Origin of the sequence: Curtobacterium sp. VKM Ac-2852 (assembly GCF_013205045.1) — a bacterium.
GTDB classification, from domain to species: Bacteria; Actinomycetota; Actinomycetes; order Actinomycetales; family Microbacteriaceae; genus Curtobacterium; species Curtobacterium flaccumfaciens.
This window is the reverse complement of sequence record NZ_JABMLI010000003.1, coordinates 497,272-523,919: the sequence shown is the minus strand read 5'-3', so window position 1 is coordinate 523,919 and position 26,648 is coordinate 497,272. Positions and strand designations below refer to the sequence as shown.

Below are 26,648 nucleotides of genomic sequence, written 5' to 3'. Positions count from 1 at the left end.
TTCTGCTCACCAAGCGAACGCTACTTGCGCGCGGAAGCCGCCCGGCGCTTGTTGAACACGTCGAACGCGACGGCGGCGAGCAGCACCAGACCCTTGATCAGGGACTGGAACTCGGTGCCGACACCGAGGATCGACATGCCGTTGTTCAGCAGGCCGATGATCAGACCACCGACGATGGCGCCCGGCACGGTGCCGATGCCGCCGGTGACGGCCGCACCACCGATGAAGACGGCGGCGATGGCGTCGAGCTCGAAGCCGTTTCCAGCGCCCGGTGCCGCCAGGTTGAGCTGGCCGGTGAAGACCACGCCCGCCAGGGCCGAGATGACACCCATGTTGACGAAGAGCAGGAACGTGACGCGCTTCGTCTTCACACCCGACAGCTGCGCGGCCAGGGCGTTGCCACCGATCGCGTAGATGTGGCGGCCGAACACCGCGCTCCGCATGACGACCGAGTAGATCACCACGAGGGCACCGAGCACGACGAGCACGATCGGGGTGCCGTTGTAGCTGGCGAGCAGGAGTGCCACGTAGATCACGAGCACGGCGCCGAACGCCGTCTTCACGATGAACCAGGCGAACGGCTCGCTCTCGAGCTGGTACTTGCGACGCGTGATGCGACCGCGGAACGCGGCGATCACCATGACGGCCGCGGCGGCGAAGCCGAGGATCATCGTGAGCGGCTCGTACCCGGTGGTGCCGAAGGACGGCAGGAAGCCGGAGCCGAGCGAGCGGAAGCCGGCGGGGAACGGCGAGATCTGCTGGTTCTGCAGGACGATCTGCGCCGCGCCGCGGAACGCGAGCATGCCCGCCAGCGTCACGATGAACGCCGGGATCCCGAAGTACGCGATCCAGAAGCCCTGCCAGGCGCCGACGAGTGCACCGACCACCAGGCAGAGCACGACCGCGATCGGCCACGGGATGTTCCACTGCGTGATCATCACGCCGGCCATGGCACCGGTGAAGGCGACCACCGACCCGACCGACAGGTCGATGTGTCCGGCGATGATGACCATTACCATGCCGATGGCCAGGATGAGGATGTAGCTGTTCTGGACGATCAGGTTCGAGACGTTGATCGGGGCCAGCGTGATGCCGTTCGTGGTCACCTGGAAGAAGATGACGATGACGATCAGCGCGATGAACAGGCCGATCTGTCGGAGCTGCCCGGTGAGGTAGCCGACGGCGGACTTAAGCGCGTTCATTGACAGGGGTCTCCCGTTCCTGGGTCATGTACTGCATGAGGACCTCGGGCGTCGCCTCGGCGCGCGGGACGTCGGCCGTGATGGTGCCCTCGGAGAGGGTGTAGATGCGGTCGCAGATGCCGAGCAGTTCGGGGAGCTCGGAGGAGATCACGATGACCGCCTTCCCCTGGTCGGCGAGCTGGTTGATGATCGTGTAGATCTCGTACTTCGCGCCGACGTCGATGCCGCGGGTGGGCTCGTCGAGGATGAGCACGTCGGGGTCGGCGTACATCCACTTCGACAGGACGACCTTCTGCTGGTTCCCGCCGGAGAGCTTCCCCGTCACGACGTCGACGTTCGGCGCCTTGATGTTGAGGCTCTTGAGGAACTGGGTCGCGACCGTGGTCTCCTCCGAGGAGTTGACGAAGCCCCAGTTGGCGAGCTTGCCGAGTGCCGACCCGGAGATGTTCCGCTTGATGTCGTCGATCAGGTTCAGGCCGTACCGCTTGCGGTCCTCGGTGACGTAGGCGATGCCGTTGTCGATCGCCTGCGAGACGGTGTGCGTCTTGATCGGGGTGCCGCGCTTGTAGACGGTGCCGCTGATGCCGGTGCCGTAGGACTGGCCGAAAACGCTCATCGCGAGTTCCGTGCGGCCGGCGCCCATGAGCCCGGCGATGCCGACGACCTCGCCGGCGCGGACGTTGAGGTTGGCCTGGTGGATGATCTCGCGCGACGAGTCGAGCTGGTGGTGGACGGTCCAGTCCTCGATCCGCAGCAGTTCCTCGCCGATGACGGGGTTCTCGCGCTCGGGGTACCGGTTCGACAGGTCACGGCCGACCATCCCGCGGATGATCCGGTCCTCGGACACGTCGTCGGCCCGCATGTCGAGCGTCTCGATGGTCTTGCCGTCGCGGATGATCGTGACCCTGTCCGCGATCGCCTTGATCTCGTTGAGCTTGTGGCTGATGATGATCGCCGTCATGCCCTCGGCCTGCAGCGAGCGGATGAGCTCGAGCAGGTGCGCGGAGTCGTCGTCGTTCAACGCGGCGGTGGGCTCGTCGAGGATGAGGAGCTTCACCTCCTTCGAGAGCGCCTTCGCGATCTCGACGAGCTGCTGCTTGCCGACACCGAGGTCGACGACCTTGGTGACGGGGTTGTCCTTCAGCCCGACGCGCTTGAGCAGCTCGGCGGCCGTCAGGTTCGTCTTGTTCCAGTCGATGAAGCCGCCCTTGGACTGCTCGTTGCCGAGGAAGATGTTCTCGGCGATCGACAGGAAGGGGCTGAGCGCCAGCTCCTGGTGGATGATGACGACGCCCGCAGCCTCGGAGTCGTTGATGTTCGCGAACCGCACGGGTTCGCCGTCGAGCAGGATCTCGCCGTCGAAGGAGCCGGCCGGGTAGACACCCGACAGCACCTTCATGAGCGTGGACTTGCCCGCGCCGTTCTCGCCGCAGATCGCGTGGACCTGGCCGCGCTCGACCTCGATCGAGACGCCCTGCAGGGCCTTGACGCCGGGGAACGTCTTGGTGATGTCCCGCATCTCGAGGATGGTGTCCGCCATGTGGACGCCTTTCCGTCGTGCGCGCGTGGGCGCGCTGGTGGAGACGGACTGGAGGCGCGGTGCGGTCTGGCACCGCGCCTCCGGTCCGTGAGATGGGCCTGACTACTTCAGGTCGGCTTCGGTGTAGTACCCCGAGTCCACGAGGACTTCCTTGTAGTTGTCCTTCGTGACGACCGTCGGCTGGAACAGGAAGGTCGGGACGACCTTGACCTTGTTGTCGTAGCTCTTCGTGTCGTTGACCTCGGGCTTCTTGCCGGTGAGCAGGTCCTCGGCCATGGTGACCGACTGCTTGGCGAGCTTGCGCGTGTCCTTGTAGATCGTCGAGTACTGCTGGCCGGCGATGATCGACTTGACCGAGGCGGCCTCGGCGTCCTGGCCCGTGACGGTCGGGAGCGGACGGTCACTCGTGCCGTACCCGGCGCCCTGGAGCGCCGAGATGATGCCGATCGAGATGCCGTCGTACGGCGAGAGCACGCCGTCGAGCGTGGTGCCGCCCGAGTAGGACTTGGCGATCAGGTTCTGCATGCGGGCCTTGGCCGTGGCCGGGTCCCACTGCTGCGTCGCGGCCTGGGACAGCTGGTCCTGGCCGGACTGGATCTTCAGCGTGCCGTCCTCGAGGTACGGCTTGAGCGTCTTCATGGCGCCGTTGAAGAAGAACCCGGCGTTGTTGTCGTCGAGCGAGCCGGCGAAGACCTCGATGTTGAAGGGGCCCTTCTCGCCGGTCTTCTTGCCGTCCGCGTCGAGCACACCCAGGCCGGTGAGCAGGCTGTTCGCCTGGTCGACGCCGACCTTCTCGTTGTCGAAGGACACGTAGTAGTCGACGTTCTTGTTGCCCGTGAGCAGGCGGTCGTACGAGATGACCTTGATGCCGGCCTTGGCGGCGGCGTCGAGCTGGTCGGAGAGCGCGCCACCGTCGATCGACGCGATGATCAGGACCTTCGCGCCCTTGGTGATCATGTTGCTGACCTGCTGGGCCTGCTGCTGGACCTTGTTGTCGCCGTACTCGAGGTCGACCTTGTAGCCGGCCTTCTCGAGGTCGCTCTTGACGGCGTTGCCGTCCTTGATCCACCGCTCGGAGACCTTGGTGGGCATGGCGACGCCGACGAGGGCGCCCTTGTTGTCGCCGCTGCCGCCACCATCGGTGGACGCACGGCCGCCGGCCGAGCAAGCGGCCAGCGAGATCGCGATGCCGACGGCTGCGACGCCCGCGATGATCCTGCGCTTCATCATCGAAGTACCTCTGTTCCTTCGCGTCGTCCTCGACGCGGTCGGGTGCCGGGGCTGCTGTGCCCCGTGGGATGCGCTCGTGTGAGCGCTCACATCTTGTGGGTTCCGTGACGGGGTGTCAACTCAACACCGCCGTTTCGTGATCTTGCCGCGGTGGCCGGACCGAGCGGTACGGTTGGCCACGTGAGCACCACGACCGCCCCCGAGGGCAGGGGCGGCAAGCGCCGGAAGGCCCCGACGATCTTCGACGTCGCCGAACGCGCCGGCGTGTCCCACCAGACCGTCTCCCGCGTGATCAACGGCGACCCGACCGTCCGCGAGCAGTACCGGACGCAGGTCACCGACGCCGTCACCGAGCTCGGGTACCGGCCCCGCGCCGCCGCCCGGGCGCTCGCCGGTGGGCGGAGCAAGGCGCTCGGCATCATCACCGCCGGCGACGCGCTGTACGGTCCGTCGAGCACCTCGATCGGCTTCGAACGGGCCGCGCGGTCCGCCGGGTACCACGTGCTGCTGTCGACCCTGCCGGAAGAGCCGCGGCCGTCCGACCTGTCCGGGGCGCTCACCACGCTGCTCGCGCAGGACGTCGCCGCGATCGTGCTGGTTGCCGCCGACAACCGGGTGCTCGACGCCCTCGCGTCGCTCACCGTGCCGGTCACGGTGCCCGTCGTGGTGTCGAACGCCGTGCAGCGAGACGCCGTCCGGACCCCGGTCGCGCCGAGCGTCGCCGCCGTCGCCATCGACCAGGCGGCCGGCACCTCGCTCGTCATGCAGCACCTGTTCGATCGCGGACACCGGCGGATCGTGCACATCGCCGGACCGCACGTGTCGCAGGAGTCCGAGGTGCGCCGTGCCACCTACGTGCGGATCATGCAGGACGCCGGGCTCGAACCGGTCGTGCTCGAGGGCGACTGGACCCCGGCGAGCGGCTTCGCGGCCGCCCGGCACATCGACGTGGGGATGGTCGACGCCGTCTTCGCGGGTAACGACCAGATGGCCCTCGGGGTGCTGCACGCCTTCGCCGACGAGGGGCTGCGGGTGCCGGACGACATCGCGGTGGTGGGGTTCGACGACGTCCCCGAGGCCGCGCACTTCACGCCGCCGCTGACCACCGTGCGGCAGGACTTCCGGGCGATGGGGGAGCGGGTGCTCGACACCGTGCGGGCCCTGGTCGAGGGGGAGCCCCGCGACGAGACGCTGCTCGCGCCCGAGCTGGTGGTGCGGCGCAGCACGTAGCGCCCCCTCGCACCGTGCGAGGTCCGGCACCGCGCGCCCCCTCGCACGGTGCGAGGTCCGCACCGCGGGCTCGGCGTGGTGCGAGGTTCCGTACTCGGTGCGAGCCCCTGCGCCCCGCACGGAGTACGCAACCTCGCACCACACCGGCGGCGCCCCTCGCACGGTGCGTGGGGCGCCGCCGGCGAGCTGACCCGACCGTCAGCCCTTCAACGCCCCGGACGACAGCCCGGCGACGTAGAACCGTTGCAACCCGACGTACAGCGCGATGCACGGGATCATCGCCACCACCGACCCGGCGACGAGGTTGCCGTACGACACCTGCCCGTACGCCCCGGTCTGCAGGTTGAGCAGCGCGACCGGAAGCGTGTACAGCGAGTCCTTCGTCAGGAACGTCAGGGCTCCGAGGAACTCCGTCCACGACGCCAGGAACGCGTAGAGCGCCGCGGTCGCCGCCCCCGGCAGGAGCAGCGGGCGGAGCACCGACACGACGACCCGGAAGCGCGAGGCCCCGTCGACGAAGGCCGAGTCCTCGAGCTCGGTGGGGATCGACTCGAACGCGTTGCGCATCACGAACACCCCGAACGGCAGGTTCACGGTCGTGTAGAACAGCACGAGCCCGACCAGCGAGTTCGTCAGCCCCATGGCGTTCATCTCGAGGTACAGCGGCGTGAGGATGGCCTGGAACGGCACCATCATCGTCAGCAGCACCAGGCCGAACACGAGCCCGGCGCCCCGGAACCGGAAGCGGGCGAACCCGTAGCCGGCCATCGTCGCGATCACCGCGGTCAGCACTGCCGTGGCGATCGACACGATGAGCGAGTTCACGACGCCGGTGAGCAGGTGCGAGGACGAGGCGAAGACGGCGGCGAAGTTCTGCCACCCGAGTTGGAAGAACGTCGCCGAGTCCGGGGCCTGCGTGATGACGGCCTCGGACTGGAACGCCCGCAGGATCGACCAGATGAGCGGGACGCCGAAGACGAGGGCGGAACCGATGCCGGCGATCGCGTAGAGGGTGCGCTTGACGGTGGTGTCGCGGGGGTGCTGGACGCTGCCCTGCTGGTGGCGCCGACGTCGGCCGTCACCCGTGGTGGTCAGGGTCTTGGTGGACACATCCGGCGCCGCGAGGGCCGCACGGGAGGTCGTGGTGCTCATGGCGTCAGTCCTTCTCTCGCAGTGCCCAGAACTGGAACACCGTCACGGCGGCGATCACCACGACGAGGGCGATCGACTGGGCGGTCGCGGCCCCGAGCTGCAGGTTCACGAACCCGCGGTTGTAGATCGCGTTCACGATCGTGGTGGTCTCGGTGCCCGGCCCGCCCTGGGTCAGGATGTAGAACTGGTTGAAGGCGAGCAGCGACCCGATCACCGAGATGATGACGCTCAGCGCGACGGTCGAGCGGATCATCGGGAACGTGATGAGGCGTTCGGTCTGCCACCAGGAGGCCCCCTCGAGCTGCGCCGACTCGTAGACCTCGTCGGGGACGCCCTGCATCGCCGACATGAGCAGCACCATGGTCAGCCCGGACACCGCCCAGACCACGAGCACGCAGATGAGCAGCGTCGCCAGCGGACCGTTCACGAGCCACGCGGTGCTGCCGTCGGTGATCCCGAGCCAGCGGAGCACCATGTTGACGGCCCCGGAGTTCGGCTGCGCCTCGAGCACGAGCATGAACGAGAGCGTCGTCAGCCCGACCACGTACGGCAGGAAGAACACCGTCCGCAGGATCGTGCTGCCACGGCGGCGTGCGCGGACGAGCACGGCGAGGAAGTACCCGAGCGCCAGGATCGGCAGGGTCACGATCGCCGTGTACAGCAGCGTGTAGCCGATGGCGTGCACGAACGTCGGGTCCTGGAACAGCGTCAGGTAGTTCTGCAGCCCGATGAACCGGTACGGGCCGATCAGGGGCCAGTTCGTGAACGAGATGTAGAGCGCGAACACGAGCGGGACGAGCACGAAGACGGAGACGAACAGGATCGCCGGGGCGACGAGGACGGCGCCCGTGCGCGGCGGGTGGGTGAGCGAGTTGCGGGTCCGGACGGAGCCGCCACGCCCCGGGCTGCGGCCCACGGTGGGACGGCCCGGGCCGGTCCGGCCGGCGGGGCGCCGGGTGGAGATGGTCGACATGCGTGCACCTCTCTGTGCATCAACAAGAGCGAGACGAGCGAGACGAGGGAGACGAGCGGAGAAGACAGGCAGGCAGGCTCAGGCCTGCACCTGGTCGAGGATCCGCTGGTAGTCGGACTGCGCCGTCCGCATGGCGGCAGCGCTCCCCGACCCGAACACGGCCTCGCGGAACATCGCGAAGTACGGCGACGACGGCTGGTTGTTGAGCAGGTTGTACGCCAGCGTCTGCGGCGCGTAGCCCTTGTCGATGGCGTCGAGCGGTCCGTACGCCAGCGGGAACCGCTTGCGGTACTCCGGGGTGGCGGCGTCCGACCGCGTCGGGAAGTACCCGCCGTCCGGCAGTGCCTGCTGCTGCTGGATGCCGTTCGCGTACTGCATGAACGCCCACCCACCGGACGGGTTCGCCGCCCCGTTCGGGATGCACATGTTGTCGCCGCCGTCGAAGAACGACCGCTGGCCGTCCCACGACGGGATGAGCACCGTCTGCATCTTCGCCCGCATCGCCTTGGTGGCCGCGGGCACGGTCGCCCCGTACGAGGTCGGGAAGATCCCCACCTTGCCGGCCCGGAAGTCGGCACCCCACGTGGTGCCGGCGTCGGAGTACGTCGCCTTCGACAGCACGCCGTCCTTCCACAGCTGCCGGTAGAACTCGAGCATGCGTTCGAGGGCCTCGTTGCCGGTGATGTTCGCCCGCTGGGATCCCACCTCGCCGGTCATCATGTCGACCCCGGTCGCCCAGACGTGCGGCTGCGTGACGAAGCCGATGATGCCGGCGGCGTTGCCGGAGATCGACCAGCCGTACACGTCGTCGTCGAGCTTCCGGATGGCCTTCGCCGCGTCGAGCAGCGTGGACAGGTCCTTCGTCGACTCCTCGACGTCGAGGCCCGCACGCTCGAACAGCTCGGTGTTCACGAACAGCTGCGAGTTGTCGGCCAGGTAGGGCAGGCCGTAGTACCGGTCGCGGTACTCGAGCAGGCGCAGGTGCCCCGGTGAGATCGCGTCGAAGTAGTCCAGGTTCTTGACCACGTCGGTCAGGTCGGCGAACGCCTCGCGGAAGATGAACAGCTGCGAGTTGATGTCGTCGATGTCCACGACGTCCGGCGGCTCACCCCCGCGGATCGCGGTCGCGAGCTTGGTCACGTACTGCGCGTCCGGCACGGGCGTCAGCTGGACCTGCAGCGCCGGGTTCGCCTTGTTGAACCCGGCGACGGCCGACGTCAGGCCGGCCTGGGTCGCCGACCGGCACCACACCTGCACGGTACCGGTCGCGTTCTTCCCGAAGCTCGCGGGCTTCGCGACGACCTTCGGCAGGGTGCCGGAGCACCCGGCCAGGGCGAGTGCGGCCCCGCCGGCGACGCCGCCGACGAGGAACGCTCGGCGGTCCACGCCGGTCACCGCGCCAGCGGGAGCCAGACGCGCATCGGCGCGGCTCCCCGGTTGGCCCACGCGTAGTACGGGACCGCGGTCGCGGTGACGTCGCGGCCGTCGTGACCAGCCTGGAGGCCCGTGGTGGCGCCCTGCGGACCGGCCACGTCGTCGACGTTGGTCGCGTCGCGGGCCGTGGTCGCGCCTCCCGGCCCGCCCAGACGCTGGTACGGCCAGGCCGGCTGCACGTGCTCGGCGGGGGCGTGCCCCGGGATCCGCAGCGTGACGACGCCGTCGAGCAGGTCGTCGCGGCGCTCCTCGGTGATCGGCGCGTCCGCGTCGACCGTCAGGTCGTCGACCGTGAAGCCCTGCTGGTCCGCCTGCTCGACCGCGTACACGAGCGGGCCGCGCTCGATCGCGACCTGCCCGCGGGCGGCGTCGATGCGGGCGTCGGCGACGTAGCGGTGCGGCGTCGTGTCGAAGACGAGCTCGACCGTGTCGCCCGCCGACCACTCGCGGTCGACGACGTGCAGCGTGCCCGCTGTCGGACTCGCGGACCCGTCCGGACCCGTGATGGTCGTGGTGTCCGACCAGGCCGGGATCCGCAGGCCCAGGGCGAGCGGGCCGTCCTCGGTGACCGTGACACGGACGCGGCCGTCGTGCGGGTAGTCGGTCTCGACCCGCACCGGACCGAGGTCGGCGGTGGCGTACTGGTGGATCTGCAGCCCACCATCGGTCGCCGTGGCCAGGTAGCCGTCGAGGCTCGCGAAGGTGCGCATGATGTTCGGCGGGCAGCAGGCGCAGTCGAACCATCCGCGTCGCCCGTGGGCGGGGGAGCGGTTCTCGTCCTGGTGGGCGTGGTCGCGCTGCTGCAGCGGGTTCACGTAGAAGTACTCGGTGCCGGCCAGGCTCACCCCGGCGAGGAACGCGTTGTAGAGCAGGCGCTCGATCGCGTCGGCGTAGACCGGCTTGCCGGTCGCGAGCAGCAGCCGCCAGGCCCACTGCACGCCGCCGATGGCCGCGCAGGTCTCGGCGTAGCCGCGGTCGGTCGGTAGCTCGTACGGGTCGCCGAACGCCTCCCAGTCCCAGCGTGCACCGAGGCCGCCGGTGATGAAGGCCTTCGTCGCCATCATGTCCGCGAACTGCGTCTCGCTCGCGGCGAGGAGCTCGGTGTCCCCGGTCTCGATCGCGACGTCCACGGCACCCGCAGCCAGGTACACGGCGCGGACGGCGTGCCCCTCGACGGTCGTGGCCTGCCGGCTCGGCACCCGGTCGGAGAAGTACGTCGGCTCGCCGCCGGCGCGCTCGATGATGCCGTGCCCGCGGGCGTCGACGAACCAGTGCGCCAGGTCGAGGTAGTCACGGTTGCCGGTCTCGCGGTACAGCTCGACCAGGCCCATCTCGACGACGGGGTGGCCGTCGACGTCGCGGGTCTTCGGCGTGCCGTCGGGTGCGGTGCCGTCGCCGAACGTGCGGACCAGGTGGTCGGCGTTCTTGATCGCGACGTCGAGCAGACCGGTGTCGCCCGTCGCTCGGTGCTGCGCCACGGCCGCCTGGTACAGGTGCCCGGCGCAGTACATCTCGTGGCTCCACTTGAGGTCCGTGTACCGCTCACCCTTGCCGCGCACCTGCTGCACGGAGTCCAGGTACCCGTCGTCGGCCTGCGCCCGGGCGTACAGGGCGGTCACCTCGCGCTGCAGGTCGAGCAGGTCCTCGGCAGGGGCGCGGCCGTACTCCCACGCCACGGCCTCGAGCCACTTCGTCACGTCGGAGTCCATGAAGATCGGGCCGACGGCCTCGCCCTCCTCGAGCCCGGCGGCGATGCGGAGGTTGCGGAAGTTGCCGGCCGTCTCCAGCTGCTGGTAGCCGCTGCGGACGGCGTCGCGGCCGTTGCGCTCCTGGCGGAGCGCCCAGAAGCCGCCGGTGATCCGGGCGTCGCCGGTCGGCAGCGGCCGGAGCGTGAGGTGCGCGTCGGCGGTCGGGAGGACCGGGGTCGCGGTGTGCGCGCCGCGATCGGTCGCGAGCGTGGTGGTCATGTCGCCTCCTTGCGATGTGACTGGAGCCGTCCGGGTGGTTCGAGCCAGCCGGAAAACGGTTTCTGCGGTGGACGTTACGACACTGGGTGCACGCCGCGCAAGGGCGTCCCGGCGGTTTTGTGTAAGGTCATCGGCACGTCCTGAACGTCGGAAAGGTGGTTGCCGTGACGCTCGAACGCACCGGTCAACCGATCCGGATCACCGACGTGGCGGCGCTCGCCGGGGTGTCGATCGGCACCGCGTCGAAGGCGCTGAACGGTACCGGGCAGCTGCGGGACGCCACCCGGCTGCGGGTGAAGGAAGCCGCCGAGAAGCTCGGGTTCGTCGGCGATGCCCGGGCCCGTGCGCTGTCGTCGGGGCGGACCTACACCGTCGGCATGATCACCACCGACTCGTTCGGCCGGTTCTCGATCCCGGTGCTGCTCGGCGCCGAGGACGCCCTGTCCGCCGGGCGGATGGCCGTCCTGCTGTGCGACACCCGCGACGACCACGTGCGCGAGGCCCACTACCTGCGCTCCCTGGCGGCCCGCGGCGTCGACGGCATCATCGTGACCGGCCGTTCCGCCGACGCCCGTCCCCCGATCGACGTGTCCATCCCCGTCGTCTACGCCTTCACGCCCTCGACCGATGACTCCGACGTGTCGATCACCCTCGACGACGCCGCCGGGTCGGCGCTCGTCGCCTCGCACGTGCGCTCGCTCGGGCGGCAGCGGGTCGCGATCGTGACGGGGCCGGCCCGACACCGGTCCGCGGCACGACGGGTCGCCGGTGCCTCGACGGTCCTCGGGTCGCACCTGGTCACCGACCCGCTGTACGGCGAGTGGTCGGAGCGCTGGGGTCGGCAGGCGGTGGACGTGCTCGCGCGGGAGTCGCCCGACGTCGATGCGATCGTCTGCGGCAGCGACCAGATCGCCCGGGGCGTGTGCGACCGGCTGCGGGAGCTCGGGCGCTCGGTGCCCGGAGACGTCGCGGTCACCGGGTTCGACGACTGGGACGTGATGGCGCTCGCCTCGAGGCCGCCGCTGACCACCGTGGACCTGCGGCTCGAGGAGCTCGGACGCGTCGCGGGGCAGGCGCTCCTCGCCCTGATCGACGGCGGGACGGCGTCGTCCGCGGCCGTGACCCCGTCGCTCGTCATCCGCGAGAGCACCGTCGGCGCCTAGGGCGGTCGCGGCACCCCGTCCACCGTGGTCGGGCGGTCGCGACACCCCGTCCACCGTGGTCGGGCGGTCACGACTCGTCGCTCGGCGCACCTCCAGCCGACAGTTCGTGACCGCGCGGTGGCGAGACCTCGTCCACCGGGACCGGGCGGTCACGACACCCCGTCCGCCGTGGCCGAGCGGTCACGACTCGTCGCTCGGAGCACCTCCAACCGACAGTTCGTGACCGCGCGGCGGGGAGACCTCGTCCGCCGTGGTCGGGCGGTCACGACACCCCGTCCGCCGTGGCCGAGCGGTCACGACTCGTCGCTCGGTGCACCTCCAGCCGACAGTTCGTGACCGCGCGGTGGGGAGGCAACGGGGTGTCGTGACCGTCCCCGGCGCCGCCGTTCGGGGTGTCGTGGGGTCGGCGGGCCGGTGGTCGGGGACTTGCGCGGGTGGAGGGTGGCCGGTGGTCGGGGACTCGCGAGGGTGCGGGATGGCCGGTGGTCGGGGACTCGCGCGTGTGTGGGGCTGCCGTGGTCGCACGTCGTCGTCGCCCCTCGTTCGTCGCACGGTCACGACCCGTCGTGCGTGTGACGTCGAGTGGTCAGGAACGGTCGGTTGCCGATGCGCCGGACGACGGTTCGTGACCGGTCGGGGGAACTGAGCGGGGTGTTGCGACCGGTGGGGCTGGCGGGAGGGCGGGGCAAGCGGGAGGGCGGGGCAAGCGGGACGAGCGGGACGAGCGGGACGTGCGGGACGTGCGGGACGAGCGGGACGGGACGAGCGGGGCGGGGCGGGCGGCGCGCCGCAGCGTTGCGTGAGTGAGCGCTCACGTGCCAGGATGTGAGCGCTCACTGGGGACGACGAGGTTCTGGAGGAACGCATGGGTGACGACCGCCGACAGCGGATCGTGGACGGCCGCACCACACTGGGAATCGAGCTCGGCTCCACCCGCATCAAGGCCTGCCTGGTGGACGAGGACCTCGTGCCCATCGCCGCCGGTTCCCACGAGTGGGAGAACGAGTACGTCGACGGCCGCTGGACCTACTCGCTCGAGGCCGTCGAGACCGGACTCCGGGCCGCGTACGCCGCCCTGGTGGCCGACGTCGAGACGCAGTACGGCGTCACCCCCACCACGTACCGCGCCGTGGGCGTGAGCGCGATGATGCACGGCTACCTGGCGTTCGATGCCGCGGGTGAGCTGCTCGTGCCGTTCCGCACCTGGCGCAACACCTCGACCGGCCTCGCGGCCGAACGGCTCAGCGAGGCCCTCGGGTTCAACATCCCGCTGCGGTGGTCGATCGCCCACCTGTACCAGGCGGTCCTCGACGACGAGCCGCACGTGGCCGAGATCGCCGGTGTCACGACCCTGGCCGGCTACGTGCACCGACGCCTGACCGGGCGGAACGTCCTGGGCGTCGGCGACGCGAGCGGCATGTTCCCGATCGAGGGCGGCCCCGTGGACAGCGGCCCCGGCGACCCGGGCGCGAAGGACTTCGACCACGCCATGCTCGCCACCGCGCAGGACCTGATCGGCGTGCCGGACCTGCGGTCCCTGCTGCCCGAGGTCCTCGTCGCCGGTGCCGAAGCCGGTGAGCTGACCCCCGAGGGTGCGGCCTGGCTCGACCCGACCAGCACGCTCGAACCCGGCGCACCGCTCTGCCCGCCCGAGGGCGACGCCGGCACCGGCATGGTCGCGACGAACGCCGTGGCACCGCGCACCGGCAACGTCAGCGTCGGCACGAGCATCTTCGCGATGGTCGTGCTCGAGCAGCCCCTGACCACCGCGCACGAGGAACTCGACGTCGTCACCACCCCGGCCGGCGACGCCGTGGCCATGGTGCACTGCAACAACGGCGCGAGCGAGATCGCGAGCTGGGCCCGGGTGTTCGGACGCTTCGCCGAGGCCTCGAGCGAGCGGACCGGCGCGACGCCGACCGGCATCGACGACGTCTACGCCACGCTGCTCGCCGAGGCCGTCGCCGACGACACCGACCCCGACGCCGGCGGCCTGCTCTCCTTCAACTACCTGGCCGGCGAACCCGTCACCCGCGTCGAGGACGGCCGGCCCCTGCTGCTCCGCACCCCCGGCGCACGCTTCACGCTCGGCAACCTGGTGCGCTCCGAGGTGCACGGCGCCTTCGCGACCCTGGCCATCGGCATGGACGTCCTGCACGGCGAACAGGTGCAGGTCGACCGGATGACCGCGCACGGCGGGCTGTTCCGCACGACCGGCAGTCCGCAGCGGCTCCTCGCGGCGGCGTTGCGGGTGCCGATCGCGCTCGAGGAGACCGCGGGCGAAGGCGGCGCGTGGGGGATCGCCGTCCTGGCCGCCTACCTCGAGCACACCGACCAGCAGCTCGCCGACTACCTGTCCGACACCGTGTTCGGCGGGGACGCCGTGCACGTGGCCGAACCCGAGCCGGCGGACGTCGCCGGGTTCCAGACGTACCTGGAGCGCTACCGGGCCGCACTGCCCGTGCAGGACGTCGCCGCGGCGGCGACCCGCCCCAGCGCGACCACAGGACCGACCGAGCAGACCGACGGCGCCGACCCGCGCCTCCAGACAGAGGAAGTGACCCGATGACGGACGCGATCGACGAGACCACACGCCAGGCGGTGGCGACGACGCGGGAGCGCGTCGCGCGCCTGCACGGCGAACTCGTCCGCTACGGCCTCGTGATCTGGACCGGCGGCAACGTCTCCGAGCGCGTGCCCGGCACGGACCTGTTCGTCATCAAGCCGAGCGGGGTGTCGAGCGACGACCTGACGCCCGAGAACCAGGTCGTCTGCACCCTCGACGGCGTGCCGGCCGAGGGCTGGGGCAACGAGCACGGCCCGTCCAGCGACACCGCCGCGCACGCCTACGTGTACCGGAACATGCCGGAGGTCGGCGGTGTCGTGCACACCCACTCGACGTACGCGACCGCCTGGGCCGCCCGCGCCGAGGCGATCCCGTGCGTGATCACGGCGATGGCGGACGAGTTCGGCGGACCCATCCCGGTCGGCCCGTTCGCGATCATCGGCGACGACTCGATCGGTCACGGGATCGTCGACACCTTGAGCGGCCACCGCAGCCGCGCGGTCCTGATGCAGAACCACGGTGTCTTCACGATCGGCAAGGACGCGAAGGACGCCGTCAAGGCGGCCGTGATGTGCGAGGACGTGGCACGGACCGTCCACATCTCGCGGCAGCTCGGCGACGCGGTGCCGATCCCCGAAGCCGACATCGATCGACTCTTCGATCGCTACCAGAACGTCTACGGACAGAACCCCGAAGGAGCCATGCGATGACGCAGGACACCACCGTCGACCCCCAGGCCACGCTCGACAGCTACGAGGTCTGGTTCCTCACCGGCTCCCAGGGGCTCTACGGCGAGGAGACCCTGCGCCAGGTCGAGGAGCAGAGCAGGGCCGTCCACGCGGAACTCGCCGGGCACCTGCCGGTGAAGCTCGTCTGGAAGCCCGTGCTCAAGGACGCCGACGGCATCCGCCGGGCCCTCATCGAGGCGAGCGCCGACGACAAGGTCATCGGCGTCACCACGTGGATGCACACGTTCAGCCCGGCCAAGATGTGGATCGGCGGCCTGCAGGCCCTGACCAAGCCGCTGCTGCACCTGCACACGCAGGCGAACGTCACGCTGCCCTGGGCGGACATCGACTTCGACTTCATGAACCTCAACCAGGCCGCGCACGGCGACCGTGAGTTCGGCTACGCCCTCGCCCGCCTGGGCATCCGGCACGCCACGGCCGTCGGCCACGTCTCGGACCCCCGCGTCCAGCAGCGCGTCGCGAACTGGACCCGTGCCGCCGCCGGTGCCGCGGCCGTCCGCGAGCTGAAGCTGACCCGCTTCGGCGACAACATGCGCTACGTCGCCGTCACCGAGGGCGACAAGACCGAGGCCGAGATCGAGCTCGGCGTGCAGGTCAACACCTGGGCCGTCAACGAGCTCGCGGCAGCGGTGGACGCCGCAGCAGCGGACACGGCAGCGGTCGACGCACTCGTGGCGACGTACGAGCGCGACTACGACGTGGACCCGTCACTCCGCAGCGCCGGCGGTGAACGGCACGCCGCGCTCCGCGACGGTGCCGCCATCGAGATCGGCCTCCGCACCCTGCTCGCGCAGAACGGCAGCGCCGCGTTCACCACGAACTTCGAGGACCTCGGCTCGCTCAAGCAGCTGCCGGGCCTGGCCGTGCAGCGCCTGATGGCCGACGGCTACGGCTTCGGTGCCGAGGGCGACTGGAAGACGGCGGTCCTGGTCCGCGCGATGAACGTCGCCGGTGCCGGCCTACCCGGTGGTGCCTCCCTGATGGAGGACTACACCTACGACCTCACCCCGGGCGCCGAGAAGATCCTCGGGGCGCACATGCTCGAGGTCTCGCCGACGCTCACCACCACGAAGCCGACGCTCGAGATCCACCCCCTCGGCATCGGCGGCAAGGACGACCCGGTCCGCCTGGTCTTCACCGCCGACTCCGGCGAGGCCGTCGTCGTCGCGCTGTCCGATACCCGCGACGGCTTCCGCCTCACCGCCAACGTCGTCGACGTCGTGCCCCCGACCGAGGCCCTGCCGAAGCTGCCCGTGGGCCGCGCGGTCTGGGAGCCACGGCCGTCGTTCCCCGTCGCCGCCGAGGCCTGGCTCACCGCCGGCGCCGCCCACCACACCGTGATGACGACGGCGGTCGGCCTGCAGGTCGTCGAGGACTTCGCGACCATGGTCGGTACCGAGTTCCTGGTGATCGACGAGCACACCACCGCACGCGGGTTCCGCGACGAGCTGCGTCTCCAGCAGACGTGGCACCGTCTCGACCGCGGCTTCTAGAGGAGTCAGGACCCACGATGGACGACGTGATCGCGGCCGAGCGCACCCGCACCAACTGGGCGGGCAACGTCACCTACCGCGCCTCGGCGCTGGCCCGGCCGACGTCGGTGGCCGAGCTCCAGCAGCTCGTCGCCTCGACGCCGCGCCTGACGGCGCTCGGCTCGCGACACTCGTTCAACACCATCGCCGACACCGATGCCGTCCAGGTCTCGTTGTCGGACCTGCCGCCCGTGCTCGACATCGACACGTCGCGTCGCGTCGTGCGGGTCGCGGCCGGCATGACGCACAGCCAGGTCGCGGCCGGTCTGGAGGCCCGTGGCTGGGCACTCGGGAACCTCGCGTCCCTGCCGCACATCTCCACGGCCGGGGCCGTCGCCACGGGCACGCACGGCTCCGGTGTGCGGAACCCGTCGCTCGCGCAGGCGGTGGTCGCCCTCGACGTCGTCCGCGCCTCCGGTGAACTCGTGCACGTCGACGCCTCGTCGCCCGACGTGCTGCTCGACGCCCACCGGGTGGGGATCGGCGCGCTCGGCATCGTCACCGCGGTGGAGCTCGCGATCGAGCCGACGTTCCAGGTCGCCACGACGGTGCACCTCGACCTGCCGTGGGACGCCGTCGCCGCGCAGTTCGACCAGGTGATGTCCGACGCGTACTCGGTGTCGATGTTCACGTCGTTCGACGACCGCGGTGCCCGGCAGGTCTGGGTCAAGCACCGCGTCGACGAGGCCGCACCGACCGTCGACCTCGTCGCCCTGGGAGCCCGAGCGGCTTCGGGTCCGGTGCACCCGGGCGAGAACGACCCCGCCGGGGTCACCGAGCAGGGCGGCGTGCCGGGGCCCTGGTCCGAGCGGCTGCCGCACTTCCGGTCCTCGTTCACCCCGTCGACCGGGGCCGAGATCCAGGCGGAGTACCTGATCCCCGCGGCCTCGGCGGTGGAGGCGCTCGAGGCGCTCCGGCCGCTGGCGTCGCTGTTCGCCCCGATCCTCATCGCCGCCGAGGTCCGCACCGTCGCGGCCGACACGGCCTGGCTCGCGCCGTCGTCCGGTCGGCAGTCGGTGGGCCTGCACTTCACGTTCCGTCGTGACGCGGCCGCCGTGGCCGCGGCGGTGGCTCGGATCGAGGACGTCCTGGCACCGTTCGACCCTCGGCCGCACTGGGGCAAGGTCTCCGCGGCCAGTGCCGAGCGGCTGCACGAGGCGTACCCGCGGCTGTCGGACTTCGCGGCACTCGCCCGGGACCTCGACCCCACGGGGCGGTTCCGGAACGCGTTCCTCGCGCGCATCCTGTCCTGACGTCGGCGGGGCGCTGGCACCATGACTGGGGCGTGCGTCCGACGACATCGGGTCCGTAGCCTCCTCGGAAGGCAACCGAGGAGAGCACATGACGCTGCCGGTCGCCGGGTGGTACCCGGACCCGCAGGACCCGAACCGCACACGATGGTGGGACGGCGGTCGTTGGGGAGCACTCGCTCCTCAACCGCCGGCGCCCGTGTCCGTCCCGAGCACGGATCAGGCGCCCCGCCCGCCGGCGCCATCGGAGTACCGCTCCGTGGCCGTCGAGCGGCCACTCCGCGGTCGCAGCGCTCGCATCGAGAAGGACCGTGCAACCCGTGCGGCGAATCCGTACGGGTACGCCGGGCTGGTCCTGGCGCTCATCGCGTTCATCGTCAACGTTCTCGCGATCCCCGGCATCCTGGGGATCGTGTTCGGAGCTATCGGTCTCGCGCGCGCTGCGCAGATCACGGGACAGCGGACCACGGGGTTCGGAGTCTCGCTCGCAGCGGTCATCGTCGGACTCGTTGCGTCGGCGGCGTTCGCCCTCCGTGCCGCGCAGCTCTTCGCGTGAGGGCAGGTGCCCCGCACCACCGGCTGTGATGCGGGGACACCCGGGTCCTCAGTCCTTGCGGGACAGGTCGATCAGGAGCCTGACCACGGTCACGAGCAAGCTCGCGATCCCCAGCCAGGGCACCCGACGCCTGGACCGATCATCGGTGTCGTTCGACATCGCTGACCTCCTGGTGTCGTCGCCGGCTGACACGAGGAGCTTCGGCCGAGGGATGCGTCGCCGAGCGGGCTCGGCTACCATCGGTTCCGAGCGTTGGACTCGGGATGGTTGACGCATCCCTTGGCTTTCCACTCGGAAGGCGAATCGAGGCCCGGAACTGTTGTCGCAGTCCCGGGCCTCACGCTTTCGCCCAGGTCGCGCTCCGGCGGTGACGCGACCGGAGCCAGCCTACGTGGATGTGTCCGCTGAAATGCAGCGTGGTTCTCACAGGGGATCCCCATCGGATGCCCTGGCGAACCCCCGCCTCGGTGCCGGGCCTTCACATGTGAGGACGGAAAGGTCGGGGCATGGCGAACCTCAACCGCATCCTCGGCATGGCCTCCAAGGCCATCGACAAGCAGCTCCAGAAGCGTGGGCAGGGGGGAACCGCGCCCGGCGCCGGATCGCAGCAGGGCGGGACCGACTGGCGCGGCATCGTGCGCAGCGCCGCGGACAAGCTGACCGGCGACGACCGGAACCAGCAGCAGCCGCCGCAGTACGGCCAGCAGCCGCAGCAGTACGGCCAGCCGCAGCAGCACGCCGGCACGCCGCAGCACGGGGCCGACGCCGACAAGGTCGCCCTGGCGAAGTACGACTACCTGCTCCGCACCTCGTCGCCGGAGCAGCTCGAACAGGTCCACCACGACGCCTTCGCGCGGCTCACCCCCGCGCAGCGCCAGCAGGTCCGCGACCGCCTGAACTCGGAGCTCCCGCCCCATGAGCACCTGCGCGACGACTCGGCGGGCGGCATGGCCCGTGCGATGACCCGCGGCGAGATGTCGCGTCCGGGTCTGGTCCGACGGGTCCTCGGCGGTTCCGGCCGCAACGGCAACGGCCGCGGCCGCGCCGGGGCCTTCGCCGGTGGTGCAGCGGTCGGCGCCGGCGCGATGGCGTTCGGCGGCCTCGCCGCCGCGGTGGCCGGGGGAGCGGTGCTGAGTGCCGCCGCAGGGCCGGTCCTGGCAGGGGCCGCCGACCTCGGCGTGGACTTCGAGGGCATCGCCTCGGGCATGGGCGACCTCGGGCTCGGGGACCTCGGCGGTGGCGTCGAGGGGCTCTTCGGTCAGGGCGAGCAGCTCCTCGGCGGGTTCGGCGAGCAGGCCGCGGGCCTCGGGGAGCAGGCGTCCGGTCTCGGCGAGCAGGCGTCCAACCTCGGCAACGACTTCCTCGGTGGGCTCTTCGACCGCTGACGCACCGCTGTGCGAACGCATCGGGAATAGCGGGACGGCGTCCGGCGCTTGCAATGTTTCGTCGTGCGTCGTCCGACGCACGCGAGATTCGGACGGGCCACCGTCGCGGTGTCAGGATGGACGCCGCCCGGCGGGTGAACCGTTCCGCCGTCGCAGCGACCGCCACCGCGATCGCGGTACCCTTCCCCGAGGAGCAGCACCGTCATGAGACGCCCCAACCGCCTGACGATCACCGCGGCCGTCGCCGCAGCAGCAGCCCTGGTCCTGACCGGCTGCTCGGGTGGGGGTTCGTCCGACGACGGCGCCGAGGGCACGGCGAAGGGCGGCACGCTCAACATCCTGACGCCGCAGACCTCGTTCCACCTCGACCCCGCGACCAGCCAGAGCCTCGGCATCACGTCGATGGGCCTCGTCGCCCGACGGCTCACCACGTGGGACGTCGAGCCGGGCAAGACGGCGAAGGTCGTCCCCGACCTGGCGACCAACACCGGGGTCTCGAGCGACGACGGCAAGACCTGGACCTACACGCTGAAGGACGGCGTCGAGTTCCAGGACGGCACGCCGATCACCACGAAGGACATCAAGTGGGGCATCGAGCGCTCGTTCGCGCCGACGCTGAGCGGTGGCCTGAGCTACCACAAGACGCTCCTGGTGGGCGGTGCCGACTACAAGGGCCCCTTCGATGGCAAGTCGCTCGACAGCATCGAGACCCCGAACGACAAGACCATCGTCTTCAAGCTGAACGACGCGTACGGCGACTGGCCGTGGCTCGCGTCGATGCCGGCCTTCACGCCGGTGCCCGAGGGTGACGGCAAGGACACCGGCGCCTACGACCTGAAGCCGGTCGCGTCCGGCCCGTACCAGGTGCAGTCGAACACGCAGGGCTCGCAGGTCACGCTCGTCCGCAACAAGAACTGGAGCGCGAAGACCGACGAGGTCCGCACCGCCGGCCCGTCGAAGATCGTCTTCAAGGAGAGCCAGGACCAGTCCACGGCGACGCAGACGCTGATCGCGGACAACGGCGACGCCAAGAACTCGTTCGGCGCCATCTACCTGGGTGCCGCCGAGCTCAACCAGGTGCGCAGCAACCCGGCCGCCCAGGACCGCCTGGCCACGTCGAAGGCCGGTCCGATCAGCTACATGGCGATCAACACCCAGCGCGGCGAGCTCAAGGACCTCAAGGTCCGCCAGGCGCTGCAGTACGCGGTCGACCGCAAGTCCTTCCGGATCGCCGCCGGCGGCGCGATCGCCGGTTCGTACGCCTCGACGCTCATCACCCCGGGCATCGCCGGGCGCCAGGACTACGACCTGTACGAGACGAAGGCCACCGGTGACGTCGACAAGGCGAAGCAGCTGCTCAAGGAGGCCGGCGTCAGCAACCTGAAGCTGACCCTCGTGACGCAGAACGACCCGACCTACCTCGCCCAGGCCCAGGCGCTGCAGTCCGGCCTGAAGCGCGCCGGCATCGCCGTGACGCTCAAGCCGCTCGACTACGACTCCTTCACGCAGGCGACCACCAACGGCACCGACTTCGACCTGTCGCTTTCGAGCTGGCAGCCGGACTTCCCGAGCGCGAACGCCAACCTGCAGCCCCTCTACGACTCGTCGCAGATCGGTGGCGGTGGCTACAACGTCTCGAAGTACAGCAACCCCGACGTGGACGCCCTCATCGCGAAGGCGAGCTCCACGGTCGACCAGGACGACGCGCAGAAGCTCTGGGCCCAGGCGGACAAGAAGATCATGGCTGACGCTCCGGTCGTGCCGCTGATCTACGCGAAGCAGTCCTTCCTCGCCGGTTCGAACGTGCAGAACTTCCAGATCGCGGACTTCCCCGCGTACCCGAACTACCTCAAGGTCTCGCTCAAGCAGTGACCGAACCGATCCTGCAGGTCGAGGGGCTCCGCGTCGCGTTCGGCGACGCGGAGCCCGTCGTCCGTGACGTCTCCTTCGACCTGACGCCCGGCCGGGTCCTCGCCCTGGTGGGGGAGTCCGGCTCGGGCAAGTCCGTCAGCGCCATGAGCGTGCTCGGGCTCCTGCCGCCGCAGGCCTCGGTGTCGGGCAGCGCCCGGTTCCGTGGCGAGGAACTCATCGGTGCCCCCGTCGAGACGGTCCGCGCCGTCCGGGGGGCTGGCATCGGCGTGGTGTTCCAGGAGCCGATGAACTCGTTCACGCCGGTCCTCTCGATCGGCACGCAGATCGCCGAGGCCGTCCGAGCCCACCCGACCGGGCTCGACCGCGCCGGGGTCCGGACACGCGTCGACGAACTGCTCCGTGACGCCGGGCTCACCGACCCGGAGCGCATCCGGAAGGCCTACCCGCACGAACTGTCCGGCGGCCAGCTCCAGCGCGCGATGATCGCGATGGCCCTGGCCGGCGACCCGGTCGCACTCTTCGCCGACGAGCCCACGACCGCGCTCGACGTCACCGTGCAGGCCGGCATCCTCGACCTGCTGCGGCGGCTCGGCCGCGAGCGTTCCCTCGCCGTGCTGCTCATCACCCACGACATGGGCGTGGTCGCGGACGTCGCGGACGACCTGCTGGTGCTGCGCCGCGGCGACCCGGTCGAGCACGGCACCGTCGCCGAGGTCTTCGCCCACCCGACCGCCGACTACACGCGCGAGCTCCTCGCGGCCGTCCCCAGCCTGGAGGCCCGTGGCGGCTCCGACGAGCCGCTCGCGTCGACCGAGACTCGGCCTGCCGGACCGGACTCGGCTCCGGCAAGCCGCGATCTGTCCGCAGACGCGAGCACCGTGTCGGCCCCGGCCGACGTCGACGACGCGAGTCGCGCCTCCCGGCCGTCCGTGGCGCGCCTGCGCGACGTCGCCGTGCGGTACTCGCGCCGAGGCGGACCGACCGTGTCCGGCATCGACCTCGACCTGCACGCCGGCGAGACCGTCGGCCTGGTGGGCGAATCCGGTTCCGGCAAGTCCACGATCGGGCGCGCGCTCGCGGGCCTGGTGCCCGTCGTCGCCGGCTCGGTCGAGGTGGACGGCAGCGACCTGCGCACCGCTCGCGGACGACGACTGCGCGAGCTGCGCAGTCGGGTCGGCATCGTGTTCCAGGACCCGGCGTCGTCACTCAACCCGCGACAGACCATCGGCTGGAGCATCGCGGAGCCGCTCCTCGTGCACGGCACCGACTCCGTCGCAGACCGAGCCGAACGGGTCCGTGAACTCCTGACCGCCGTGCAGCTCGACCCGACGTGGGCCGAGCGGTTCCCGCACCAGCTGTCCGGCGGCCAGCGGCAGCGCGTCGCCGTCGCGCGTGCGCTCGCACTGTGGCCGGCACTCGTCATCGCCGACGAACCGACCTCGGCACTCGACGTGACGGTGCAGGCCGCCGTGCTCGACCTGCTCGCCGGGCTGCAGCGGGAGTTCGGCTTCGGCATGTTGCTCATCAGCCACGACCTCGCCGTCGTCCGCCAGCTCGCCGACCAGGTGATCGTGCTGCGCGACGGCCGGGTCGTCGAGCGGGGGAGCACCGACGCCGTGCTCGACGACCCGCACCAGGACTACACGCGCATGCTCCTCGCCGCAGCGCCCGTCGCCGATCCCGTGCGACAGGCCGCCCGCCGCGAGGCGTGGCGCGCGTGGGAAGGAGTGGCCTCGTGACGGCCAACGTCGTCGACCGACCGGTCGCACCGTCCGGCCGCACGACCGGCTTCCGGGCCGTGGTGCGACGTGTCCGGCAGGACCGTTGGGCGGTGGCCTCGGCCGTCGTCATCGCGGTGTTGCTGGTGGTCGCCGTGGCGGCCCCGCTCATCGCGAAGCTGTCCGGGCAGGACCCGTACTCGTACGACATCGACGCCCTCAACTCGTTCGGTGCGCCCCGGGGTGCCGGCGGCGGCATCAGCGGCGACCACTGGTTCGGTGTCGAGCCCCTGACCGGGCGTGACCTGTTCTCGATCGTCACGTACGGTGCGCGGACCTCACTCGGCATCGGACTCGCCGCGACCCTGGTGTCGATCGTCATCGGCGTGCTCGTCGGCGTCACCACCGGGTTCTTCGGCGGCTGGTACGACCGGGTGCTCTCGCGGGTCGTCGACGTGATCTTCGGGTTCCCGTCGCTCGTGTTCATGATCGCCCTCACCGCGATCGTGCCGTCGACGTTCCCGAAGCCCGTGCTCGTCGTGCTCGTCATCGGGTTCTTCGGCTGGCCGGCCGTGGCCCGTGTCGTGCGGGGGCAGACGCTGTCGCTCGTCAGCCGCAACTACGTCGTCGCCTCCACCGCGATGGGCGCCGGGCGCTGGCACGTCATCCGCACACAGCTGCTGCCGAACCTCGCCGCGACGATCACCGTCTACGCCACCATCTCGATCCCCTCGATGATCGGTGCCGAGGCCGCGCTCTCGTTCCTGGCCGTCGGCGTCAACCCGCCGACGCCGTCGTGGGGTCGCAGCATCGGCGACGCCATCGGCTGGGTGCAGACCGATCCCATGTACCTCGTGTTCCCCGGAGCCGCACTGTTCCTCATCACCCTCGCCTTCAACGTGCTCGGTGACGCCCTGCGCGACGCCCTCGACCCACGAGGGGGCACCGCGTGAACGCCGCCACCCTGCGGTTCCTCGCGATCCGCGTGCTCGGGGCCGCCGTCGTGCTGCTCGTCGTCGCGGCCATCACGTACGCGCTCTTCATGCTCCTGCCGACCAACCCCGCCCGGGCGATCTGCGACAAGCCCTGCACGCCCGACCGGCTGCGGGAGGTCCAGGCGTTCCTCGGTACCGACAAGCCCTGGCTCGCACAGTTCGGCGCCTACCTGGCCGGCATCTTCACCGGCCGGTCCTTCGGCAGCGGCAACAGCGTCATCGAGTGCGCGGCGCCGTGCTTCGGGTACTCGTTCCAGCTGCACGAGAGCGTCACCGAGCTGATCCTGGCGCGCCTGCCCGTCACGGCCTCGATCGCCGTGGGCGCCGCCGTGCTGTGGCTCGTCGCCGGGGTGTTCGGCGGCACCGTCTCGGCACTGCGCCGCGGCACCTTCGTCGACCGGGCCGTGATGACGGTCGCGGTCGCCGGTGTCTCGTCCCCGGCGTACCTGGTCGGGCTGCTCGGCATCCTGCTGTTCGGGTTCGTGCTCGGGATCCTGCCGACGAGCGGGTACGTGGCCTTCGGCGACGACCCGGTCGGCTGGTTCACCCACCTCATCCTGCCGTGGTGCGTGCTGGCATTCATCAGCGCTGCGATCTACGCCCGGTTGACCCGTGGTGAGATGCTCGAGTCGATGTCGCAGTACTTCGTCCGGACCGCCCGTGCCAAGGGGCTGCGGGAGCGCCAGGTCGTCGTGCGGCACGGGCTCCGGACGGCGATCCTGCCCGTGGTGACGCTGTTCGGGCTCGACCTCGGGTCGCTGCTCGGTGGCGCGGTCATCACCGAGAAGGTGTTCTCGATGCAGGGCCTCGGCGCGCTGCTCATCGACGCGGTGCACACGCTCGACCTGCAGGTGGTCGTCGGCTTCACGCTGTTCTCGGCGCTGCTGATCGTCACGGCGAACGTGATCGTCGACGTGGTCTACGCGTTCGTCGACCCGCGGGTGCGGCGCCGGGCGTAGGGGCGCGGCCGCTCGGTGCGAGGTGCCGAGCCTCGCACCGTGCGAGGTCCGGCGCCCCCGCCGCTGTTGTGGTGCGAGGTTCCGTACTCCGTGCGAGCGCGTCCGCCTGCCACGGAATCGGGAACCTCGCACCAGAGCGCTCGCCCCTCGCACCGTGCGAGGTCAGCCGGCCGTTGCCGCGCCGTCCCACCACCGCAGGACCCGCGTCCCCATCAGGGTGAGCCACTTCGAGCGTTCGCCCGCCGGGACGTCGACCTCGAACCACTGCCGCCCTGGTGCACGTTCACCTTGGGTCCAGGTGCCGTCGGCGTTGCGAACCGCCCGGACGAGCTCGATCGCCTCGGCAGCACGTGGGTCCGGCGGGGTCCCGTCCTGCAACCCGGCCGCCCGCAGATGATCGGTCGCCCGGAGCGCGGTGTAGATCCATCGCGACGGGTACGCGAAACGGTGCACCCAGGAGCCGACGAGCTCGCCGTCGGACTTCCGGTACAGCAGCCGCCGTTCGAGCAGGTACTCGGCTCCGCGGTGTCGGGCGGCGCGGAGCTCCGCGGCGCGCGGGTGCGATCCCTCGGACAGCTGCTCGTGCTGCAGCAGCCCGTCGAGCACGTTGAGGGTCGAGTGGAACGACGACACGGTGGACCCTTCGACCCACTCGCAGTTCCAGCCACCGTCGGCGAGCTGGTGCTCGAGCACCCATTCGGCGATGTCATCCACGTCAGCACCGAGCCAGGTGCCGTTGGCGAGCGTGAAGGCGTTGATGCAGCAGTCCACTTCGCCGCCCCAGTACGGCAGGTCGTCGTAGTCCCACCGACTGTTCTCGGCGAGGCGCACGGCGGTGTCCCCGAGCACAGCGGCGTCGAGCCCCCAGTCGCGCAGCGTGTTGAGCGACCAGGTCGTCGCCGTGTAGGGCTGTCCGGGGGCCTGGGCCTCCGGACCGTCGGGGTCGAAGTCGGCGGGGAAGTACGAACCGCCAGCCCACTGCCCGTCCGGGTCCTGGTGGGCGAGGAGCGCTGCGCCGAACCCCTCGGTCGCGACCCGGGCACGGGTGGCCTGCCACGTCGCGGCGGGGGCGTCGACGAGGTCCCGCTCGACCTGCCAGCGCAGTGCCGGGTCGGAGGCGACGAGCCAGTTGACCACCGTGTCGTCCGTCATGGCGGGGAGACTACTCGCTGCTG

The 26,648-nt window shown here is 70.7% G+C and carries 20 protein-coding genes; 12 read left to right on the top strand and 8 right to left on the bottom strand.

Features of this window, described 5'->3' with window-relative positions; all coding sequences use genetic code 11:
* Positions 1-20 precede the first annotated feature (20 nt).
* The 3 genes from mmsB to chvE all read right to left on the bottom strand — a co-directional run bounded on the left by mmsB (position 21) and on the right by chvE (position 3,972).
* The gene (gene mmsB, locus HQQ79_RS13620) at positions 21-1,202 is read right to left on the bottom strand and encodes a multiple monosaccharide ABC transporter permease (protein WP_027466160.1); all 1,182 of its coding nucleotides are present in this window, start codon (positions 1,200-1,202) and stop codon (positions 21-23) included.
* Positions 1,189-2,742, bottom strand: a complete 1,554-nt coding sequence (gene mmsA, locus HQQ79_RS13615; RefSeq protein ID WP_173034945.1) for a multiple monosaccharide ABC transporter ATP-binding protein — start codon at positions 2,740-2,742, stop codon at positions 1,189-1,191. The genes mmsB and mmsA overlap by 14 nt, the downstream gene beginning before the upstream one ends.
* 102 nt (positions 2,743-2,844) lie before the next feature.
* The gene (gene chvE, locus HQQ79_RS13610; RefSeq protein ID WP_027466162.1) at positions 2,845-3,972 is read right to left on the bottom strand and encodes a multiple monosaccharide ABC transporter substrate-binding protein; all 1,128 of its coding nucleotides are present in this window, start codon (positions 3,970-3,972) and stop codon (positions 2,845-2,847) included.
* Positions 3,973-4,152: 180 nt separating this feature from the next.
* Here chvE and HQQ79_RS13605 point away from each other — a divergent pair, with 180 nt between their 5' ends.
* Complete coding sequence (locus HQQ79_RS13605) at positions 4,153-5,202, top strand: substrate-binding domain-containing protein (RefSeq protein ID WP_173034943.1); 1,050 nt, start codon at positions 4,153-4,155, stop codon at positions 5,200-5,202.
* Positions 5,203-5,400: 198 nt separating this feature from the next.
* Here HQQ79_RS13605 and HQQ79_RS13600 read toward each other — a convergent pair whose 3' ends face one another.
* From HQQ79_RS13600 to HQQ79_RS13585, 4 genes are all read right to left on the bottom strand, one after another.
* Entirely contained in the window at positions 5,401-6,354 is a 954-nt protein-coding gene (locus tag HQQ79_RS13600; protein ID WP_173034941.1) for a carbohydrate ABC transporter permease, read from the bottom strand.
* Positions 6,355-6,358: 4 nt separating this feature from the next.
* On the bottom strand, positions 6,359-7,327 hold the full coding sequence (locus HQQ79_RS13595; protein WP_173034939.1) for a carbohydrate ABC transporter permease: 969 nt from the start codon (positions 7,325-7,327) through the stop codon (positions 6,359-6,361).
* A 78-nt stretch (positions 7,328-7,405) separates the two neighbouring features.
* The gene (locus HQQ79_RS13590) at positions 7,406-8,722 is read right to left on the bottom strand and encodes a sugar ABC transporter substrate-binding protein (RefSeq protein ID WP_367948100.1); all 1,317 of its coding nucleotides are present in this window, start codon (positions 8,720-8,722) and stop codon (positions 7,406-7,408) included.
* On the bottom strand, positions 8,719-10,728 hold the full coding sequence (locus HQQ79_RS13585; protein WP_173034935.1) for a glycoside hydrolase family 127 protein: 2,010 nt from the start codon (positions 10,726-10,728) through the stop codon (positions 8,719-8,721). The genes HQQ79_RS13590 and HQQ79_RS13585 overlap by 4 nt, the downstream gene beginning before the upstream one ends.
* A 164-nt stretch (positions 10,729-10,892) precedes the next feature.
* Here HQQ79_RS13585 and HQQ79_RS13580 point away from each other — a divergent pair, with 164 nt between their 5' ends.
* From HQQ79_RS13580 to HQQ79_RS13530, 11 genes are all read left to right on the top strand, one after another.
* Positions 10,893-11,891, top strand: coding sequence for a LacI family DNA-binding transcriptional regulator (locus HQQ79_RS13580; protein ID WP_173034933.1), 999 nt, complete (start codon positions 10,893-10,895; stop codon positions 11,889-11,891).
* Positions 11,892-12,756: 865 nt separating this feature from the next.
* Complete coding sequence (locus HQQ79_RS13575) at positions 12,757-14,460, top strand: xylulokinase (protein ID WP_173034931.1); 1,704 nt, start codon at positions 12,757-12,759, stop codon at positions 14,458-14,460.
* Positions 14,457-15,167, top strand: coding sequence for an L-ribulose-5-phosphate 4-epimerase (locus HQQ79_RS13570; protein WP_110862339.1), 711 nt, complete (start codon positions 14,457-14,459; stop codon positions 15,165-15,167). The genes HQQ79_RS13575 and HQQ79_RS13570 overlap by 4 nt, the downstream gene beginning before the upstream one ends.
* Positions 15,164-16,699, top strand: a complete 1,536-nt coding sequence (gene araA / locus HQQ79_RS13565) for an L-arabinose isomerase (protein WP_173034929.1) — start codon at positions 15,164-15,166, stop codon at positions 16,697-16,699. Before HQQ79_RS13570 ends, araA begins: the two co-directional genes overlap by 4 nt.
* Before the next feature lie 17 nt (positions 16,700-16,716).
* On the top strand, positions 16,717-17,991 hold the full coding sequence (locus HQQ79_RS13560; RefSeq protein ID WP_173034927.1) for a D-arabinono-1,4-lactone oxidase: 1,275 nt from the start codon (positions 16,717-16,719) through the stop codon (positions 17,989-17,991).
* Positions 17,992-18,079: 88 nt separating this feature from the next.
* Positions 18,080-18,544, top strand: coding sequence for a DUF2510 domain-containing protein (locus tag HQQ79_RS13555; protein WP_173034925.1), 465 nt, complete (start codon positions 18,080-18,082; stop codon positions 18,542-18,544).
* Positions 18,545-19,050: 506 nt separating this feature from the next.
* Positions 19,051-19,929 (top strand): cation-transporting ATPase, encoded by an 879-nt coding sequence (locus HQQ79_RS13550; RefSeq protein WP_254066262.1) that lies wholly within the window; start codon positions 19,051-19,053, stop codon positions 19,927-19,929.
* Between the two features lie 204 nt (positions 19,930-20,133).
* The gene (locus HQQ79_RS13545; protein WP_173034922.1) at positions 20,134-21,801 is read left to right on the top strand and encodes an ABC transporter substrate-binding protein; all 1,668 of its coding nucleotides are present in this window, start codon (positions 20,134-20,136) and stop codon (positions 21,799-21,801) included.
* A complete protein-coding gene (locus tag HQQ79_RS13540; protein ID WP_173034920.1) occupies positions 21,798-23,540 on the top strand; it encodes an ABC transporter ATP-binding protein in 1,743 nt (580 codons plus the stop codon). Before HQQ79_RS13545 ends, HQQ79_RS13540 begins: the two co-directional genes overlap by 4 nt.
* Positions 23,537-24,472: an ABC transporter permease gene (locus HQQ79_RS13535; protein WP_173034919.1), complete on the top strand. Its 936-nt coding sequence runs from the start codon at positions 23,537-23,539 to the stop codon at positions 24,470-24,472. The genes HQQ79_RS13540 and HQQ79_RS13535 overlap by 4 nt, the downstream gene beginning before the upstream one ends.
* A complete protein-coding gene (locus HQQ79_RS13530; protein ID WP_173034917.1) occupies positions 24,469-25,473 on the top strand; it encodes an ABC transporter permease in 1,005 nt (334 codons plus the stop codon). Before HQQ79_RS13535 ends, HQQ79_RS13530 begins: the two co-directional genes overlap by 4 nt.
* A 162-nt stretch (positions 25,474-25,635) precedes the next feature.
* Here the strand turns inward: HQQ79_RS13530 and HQQ79_RS13525 are convergent, their stop codons facing one another.
* Entirely contained in the window at positions 25,636-26,625 is a 990-nt protein-coding gene (locus HQQ79_RS13525; RefSeq protein WP_173034915.1) for a squalene cyclase, read from the bottom strand.
* Between the last annotated feature and the right edge of the window lie 23 nt (positions 26,626-26,648).